6 protein-coding genes, 1 tRNA gene and 1 pseudogene are annotated in these 5,454 nt (G+C 57.6%); 3 read left to right on the top strand and 5 right to left on the bottom strand.

Annotation, left to right across the window (positions count from 1 at the left end; translation table 11 throughout):
- The 3 genes and pseudogenes from ACTIEN_RS21740 to ACTIEN_RS21730 form a co-directional block, all read right to left on the bottom strand.
- Positions 1–182, bottom strand: a pseudogene (locus ACTIEN_RS21740) (aminomethyl transferase family protein); the annotation flags it as partial.
- A gap of 24 nt (positions 183–206) precedes the next feature.
- Positions 207–935: a GntR family transcriptional regulator gene (locus tag ACTIEN_RS21735; RefSeq protein ID WP_439525235.1), complete on the bottom strand. Its 729-nt coding sequence runs from the start codon at positions 933–935 to the stop codon at positions 207–209.
- A 302-nt stretch (positions 936–1,237) separates the two neighbouring features.
- Positions 1,238–1,915, bottom strand: a complete 678-nt coding sequence (locus ACTIEN_RS21730; RefSeq protein WP_439525234.1) for a helix-turn-helix transcriptional regulator — start codon at positions 1,913–1,915, stop codon at positions 1,238–1,240.
- A 65-nt stretch (positions 1,916–1,980) separates the two neighbouring features.
- Here ACTIEN_RS21730 and ACTIEN_RS21725 point away from each other — a divergent pair, with 65 nt between their 5' ends.
- Entirely contained in the window at positions 1,981–2,589 is a 609-nt protein-coding gene (locus ACTIEN_RS21725) for a glutathione S-transferase family protein (protein ID WP_439525233.1), read from the top strand.
- A gap of 268 nt (positions 2,590–2,857) precedes the next feature.
- Here ACTIEN_RS21725 and ACTIEN_RS21720 read toward each other — a convergent pair whose 3' ends face one another.
- Together ACTIEN_RS21720 and ACTIEN_RS21715 are read right to left on the bottom strand one after the other, a co-directional pair.
- The gene (locus ACTIEN_RS21720; RefSeq protein ID WP_439525232.1) at positions 2,858–3,742 is read right to left on the bottom strand and encodes an NAD-dependent epimerase/dehydratase family protein; all 885 of its coding nucleotides are present in this window, start codon (positions 3,740–3,742) and stop codon (positions 2,858–2,860) included.
- A 333-nt stretch (positions 3,743–4,075) separates the two neighbouring features.
- Positions 4,076–4,150: transfer RNA gene (locus tag ACTIEN_RS21715), tRNA-Phe, on the bottom strand.
- A gap of 112 nt (positions 4,151–4,262) precedes the next feature.
- Here ACTIEN_RS21715 and ACTIEN_RS21710 point away from each other — a divergent pair.
- Both ACTIEN_RS21710 and ACTIEN_RS21705 read left to right on the top strand, forming a co-directional pair.
- Positions 4,263–4,931, top strand: a complete 669-nt coding sequence (locus tag ACTIEN_RS21710; RefSeq protein ID WP_439525236.1) for a ribonuclease HII — start codon at positions 4,263–4,265, stop codon at positions 4,929–4,931.
- 115 nt (positions 4,932–5,046) lie between these two features.
- Positions 5,047–5,454 (top strand): DNA-methyltransferase (locus ACTIEN_RS21705; RefSeq protein ID WP_439525231.1); only part of this gene is annotated, 408 nt, incomplete at its 3' end.

The following is a 5,454-nucleotide window of genomic DNA, read 5'->3' as shown; positions in this document are numbered from 1 at the left end:
AGCTCGTCCATGTGGTGCGACTGGTCGAACAGAACGGCGCTGTGACGCCACGCTTCCTGCTCAAGCCGCCAGTTGCGGAATTCCGGCGTCACGACCGGGTAGACATACATCCCGATCTGGGAATTGCGAAGCATTTCTACCGGGTTCTTGTGCTGTGCCATAACGTCGGAAAGGCTGGACATCTTTTGTCTCCCTGAGATGCTCTTTTAGTTGGCTGTAACCAGCGACAACCCCGGCACACGCTTGGCAAGCCGCCGGTCTGCAGCGTTGAGAAAGGCGAAATTCTGTCGCGCAAGGCGCGCATGTTCGCGGGCGAGGGCCTCGGCGCGCGCGCCTTCACGGGCGGCAATAGCCTCTAGGATCGCGCGATGTTGCCCCTGTGCGCGGATCAACGACTGCATGAAATCCGGGATCAGTTCCTGTTCACGCAGAAACGCGCTGGGTGAGGCCAAGGGCAGACGGCAAATGCGCTCAGCTTCACGCTGCACCAATGCGCTGCCCGCAAGTTTGGACAGAAGAGTATGAAAGCGCGCATTGAGAACTACATAGGTGTCGAAGTCGATGTCGTCAGGGTCACGCACAGCCTCATCTATACCGTCAAGAATGTCGGACGCCTCGACCATCAGTTCAGGGTCCGCACCGCGTTCTGCGGCGAAGCGTGCGGCGGTGCCTTCGATCACACCACGCAGTTCAATCGCGTCGTTGACATCGTCCAGATCAAAGCTTGCAACGCGGCATCCACCGCTTGGAAGCCGCTCAAGCAACCCTTCGGACACAAGCCGTTCCAGCGCTTGTCGCAAGGGCGTGCGGGAAGTGCCAAGCTGGGCCGAGACCGAAACTTCGGAAAGGCGCATTCTAGGCTCGAAGCCGCCGGACAGGATCAATCCGCGAAGACCAATCGTGGCTTTTTCTGCCTGCGATCTACGATCCGCCATGTGTCCCCCCGTTCGACGCAACACCCTTCCGGGAGTTCATCTCCTGCGAGATTAGAGTGTGTACATTATTGGGTCAAGCGAGCAAATAAATCGAGGTGAAGTCTGAAATGACGGATCATCTGTATACAAAATGGCGTTTCACGGCGGTCTTTTCATTAGGATTTGAGTTCGTGCAATTAAGGCGGCCTCGACAACCTGAAAGATACAGTTGCTAGCTATCAATGGGTTTTTCGCGACTGTTGTCACAGTGGGAACCATGGCCCCGATCGCGCGCAGCAACTCGTTTGCAGGCAACCCCGCATCTACAGGCGCGCCACATAATCACGCAGCAAAGGCACACGCCGCGGTCTGAAGCTGCGCCCGCTGAGGCATGCGGATTCAATCCCCGACGCATGGAAGATGCGCCAGTCCTGACGCAGGCAGCACCAGACCAACACCATCAATGTGCGGTGTGAATAACTGATGCCCAGGGGCCAGACCTCTCGTTCCGTGATCTGGTCCTTGAGGTCACGATACCGAACGTTCAGCGCCAGTTCCTCCCAGCAAGCGCGCCGCAACAGCGCCATGTCGACGGTGAATTCCACCTTTGCAGGTGGTGACCGGAAGCTGCGCAAAACGGTGTGCATGGCTTGGCGCGACTGCTTGTCGGCAAGCGTGGCGATGATCCGTGCAAGGGCAGAATGGCCTGCCGTTTCCAGCGCCGCGTCGCCCGTCTGGGACAAGTCACTGACAGCTAGGACAAGCGCTTCGATCTCAAGCTGCGAGAAGCTTTGTGGCGGCAACGCGGGATCCTCGGTCAGCCGGTAACCGACCCCGGCCTCACCATCGATCAGAGCGCCGCCAGCGCGCAATGTGGCAATGTCCCGATATAGCTGGCGCCGAGACACGCCTGTTTCAGTCGCCAGCCTCGTGGCGGTGACCGGTGCGGGCAGGCGGCGCAGCGCGTCCATCAGGCGCATAAGGCGATCGGTTCGGGCCATGCTGACGCAATCTGTCAGCAGGTGTCAGATAAGACAAGGCAGGACACAATTCAGGATTCTCAACCATGCCGACACTCTACCATGCCCCGAACTCCCGCTCGACGTCGATCCTCCACCTGATCGAGGAAATGGGCGTCGCCGACCGCATCGACGTGGTCGACGTCACCGTTGCGCGACAGGACGGCAGTGGAGGCCCGGATGCACGCAATCCGCATCCCGAAAAGAAGGTGCCTTATCTGACCGACGGCGACGATTATGTGCGCGAGCGCGGTTCCATCGTCGCCTACCTGACGGATATGTTCCCCGAGGCCGGGCTCGGCCGGCCCGTCGGACACCCTCAGCGCGGGCAATTCCTGAGCTGGTTGTTCTATTATCAAGGCGTGATGGAACCTGTGTTGGTTCTCGACTGGGCCAAGATCGACCATTCCGCGCTGCACGCAACGTTCCGCGACCTCAATGCTGTTGTTGCGTGTCTGGCCAATGCACTGGAAAACCAGCCTTACCTACTCGGAGAAGACTACTCAGCGGTTGATCTGTTGCTTTCGAGCCCCTTCCAATGGTTGCCCGACGCCACGCCGCAACAGCCGTCCATTCAAGCCTGGATAACGCGATGCGCCAACCGCTCGGCGTTGACGACCGTCATGGAGCGGGATCGCGCGGGATTGCGGGTGTGAATCGAGGGCGCGAACGTGGTTCGTTTGGTCGGGCGATTGCTGCGAGGACGACTAGCCTTTTGGGGCTATCCGAAACACTCGACTGGTTTATCCACAGTTCGGGCCTTCACTCTGCCTCTGTCTTCGAACCAGTGCGAACGTCGGGTTCGATGAAGCCGCACTGCGGCGCTAGCTTCCACCGCAAAGGTCCGGTTGGCGGGCCGCATAGGGCCGTCCGAGTTAAAGGCTCACGGCTCCTTGATCTGAATAGGGGTCCAAGACGGCGCGATTACTTCAAGACATCCCTCCAAGAGTGCTTGGGCTGAAATCCAACCATCTTTTTTGCCTTCTTGTTGGAAAAGAATGTCTCGTGCGCGCCCATCTCACTGCGAACTTCGACACCCTGATAGAACCGTTCGATCACCTCTTCCGAAGTAATCCCGACTGACAGGTCGTCGTTTGCTACGTTGAACACCTGGTAGCCCAGCCCATCCGTTCTTAGGCAGCAATCCACCATGTGCCCCAAGTCGCGGGCGTCGATATACGCAAAAATATTGCGGCGGCGTAGCGCGGGATTTTCCATGAAGACCGGGAAGATCTCCGCGTACTCGTCGGGCTCGATCACGTTGTTGATCCGCAGCCCGTACATGTCAGCGCCTGTCCGAGCCTGAAAGGACCGGGCGGTCATCTCGTTGCAGACCTTCGACATGGCGTAGCTGTCATGGGGCACAGTCGGATGAGTTTCATCGATCGGCACGAAATCCGGTTTCAACTCTCCCTCCGCAAAGCACACGGCATAGGTCGTCTCCGAGCTTGCAAAGACCACTTTTGGAACGCCCAGCTTCACGGCCGCTTCGATCACGTTGTAGGTGGTCAATGTGTTTTGCCGAAAGCACTCACCATCGGTGCCGATCATGACGCGGGGGATCGCAGCGAAATGCACGACCGCGTCATAGGTTGGAACGCCGGTGCCCGCGTCCAATTCAGAACCATCGACAAACTGCGACATGGCCCCAATGACTTGGCCCGCGTCGCAAAGGTCAACCAACAGTTCGGGACAATCCAGACCTGAAGGGGTTTGGTCCACATTCACTACATGGTGGCCTTGCGCCTGCAAATGCCGGATCGCCCACTTGCCCGCCTTGCCGCTACCGCCTGTAAAGAAAACCCGCATCTTTGCCTCCAATTGTCAGCACCTGGGTGCCATTTAGACTTGAGCCTATTGATTGCCCACCAAAGGGTCGAAGGGCAAGGCATTGGCAAGCAATGATCGGCCATTGGACAGTTGTTCGCCCAAAAAAGATTGGCATTGTCGGAGTCCACGCGGCCCCGGTGATCATCGAATGTTCTTACCAGGAGCTCATTTGTTGCAGGATACGGCCTGTGTTCTCGTTGCTCAAACCCGTCGATAATCAATGTCGCCATTTGGGAATCCGCAGCGCGGAGTCGGTGAATGTGATGACGCACCGTTGATGGGCGTCCGATAGGATTGTCTAGACATCTGAAGTGGTGCCCGGGGGCGGAATCGAACCACCGACACGAGGATTTTCAATCCACTGCTCTACCCCTGAGCTACCCGGGCATGGGTGAACGATCATCGTTCGGGTGGCGGCGTTCTATGTGACGGTTTGGGGCGTGTCCAGTGCGTTTTCGTTCGAAACTGCAAAAACAAATGTGGGTTTGGATCGGGCGGGATCAGGAGGGCGATCTTGCGGGTAACGGCTTGTCATTGCAAGGCAGATCGGCAAGCTGAGGCTATGACGCCAAGCTTTGAATTTGAAGAACACTTTCTGGCCCGTGGGCTGATCCGGATCGCGGGTGTGGATGAGGCCGGGCGGGGGCCATTGGCAGGGCCGGTGGTTGCCGCGGCGGTGGTGCTTTCACCAGAGCTTGTTCCGGACGGTCTTCAGGATTCCAAACAATTGACTGCCCGTAAACGCGACGATCTGCTCAAGCGGATCACCCAGCAGGCCACGATTGGCATTGGCGAAGCGACCGTTGAGGAGATTGATGAACTCAACATCCTGCGCGCCAGTCACCTTGCCATGTGCCGGGCCATCGAGGCGCTACCTTATATGCCGGATCATGTCCTGATTGACGGCAATATGATCCCGCGAGATCTGACCTGTCCCGCGACGCCGATTGTCAAAGGCGACACCCTCTCGTTGAGCATTGCGGCGGCCTCGATTGTGGCCAAGACACGGCGTGACGCCATCATGTGGGATTTGGCGCAACAGTGTCCTGGCTATGGATGGGAAACCAATATGGGATACCCCACGAAGTGTCACAAAGAAGCCCTTCGAAATCTTGGTGTGACCCCACACCATAGACGTTCCTTCAAGCCGGTCCACAATATGTTGTGACAAGAAGAAATCATAACCATTTGATTCAAAAAAGAAATTGACCACGAATCAGCTTTGACTCATCTTTTGACCCAAGCACAGAGCGCAACAACAGCGCCGGGACGATAGGCAGAGAATGACAAAGATGACCAAGCCGAACAGCGCGGATGCGCTGCCGATCAATACGATTCTTGCGGGTGACTGCATCGAGATCATGAATGGATTGCCCGCCGCGTCGGTCGATCTGATCTTTGCTGATCCGCCGTACAACCTGCAACTCAAAGGCGATCTGCACCGTCCCGACAATTCGCGTGTCGATGCGGTGGATGACGAGTGGGATCAGTTCTCAAGCTTCAAGGTGTATGACGACTTCACCAAGGCATGGCTCAGGGCCGCCCGGCGTCTGCTCAAACCTGATGGGGCGATCTGGGTGATCGGGTCGTATCACAACATCTTCCGTGTCGGATCGGCCTTGCAAGACGAAGGCTACTGGATCCTGAACGACGTGGTCTGGCGTAAATCCAACCCGATGCCGAACTTCCGG

The organism is Marivita sp. (assembly GCF_051859345.1).
Classification (GTDB): domain Bacteria; phylum Pseudomonadota; class Alphaproteobacteria; order Rhodobacterales; family Rhodobacteraceae; genus Marivita.
The sequence above is the reverse complement of the archived record's forward strand: the minus strand, read 5'-3'. Positions and strand labels throughout refer to the sequence as shown.

What these genes read in the sequence shown, in the direction of transcription:
- ACTIEN_RS21735 (WP_439525235.1), bottom strand. Translation starts at nt 935, where the DNA reads ATGGCGGATCGTAGATCGCAGGCAGAAAAAGCCACGATTGGTCTTCGC.
- ACTIEN_RS21730 (WP_439525234.1), bottom strand. Translation starts at nt 1,915, where the DNA reads ATGGCCCGAACCGATCGCCTTATGCGCCTGATGGACGCGCTGCGCCGC.
- ACTIEN_RS21725 (WP_439525233.1), top strand. Translation starts at nt 1,981, where the DNA reads ATGCCGACACTCTACCATGCCCCGAACTCCCGCTCGACGTCGATCCTC.
- ACTIEN_RS21720 (WP_439525232.1), bottom strand. Translation starts at nt 3,742, where the DNA reads ATGCGGGTTTTCTTTACAGGCGGTAGCGGCAAGGCGGGCAAGTGGGCG.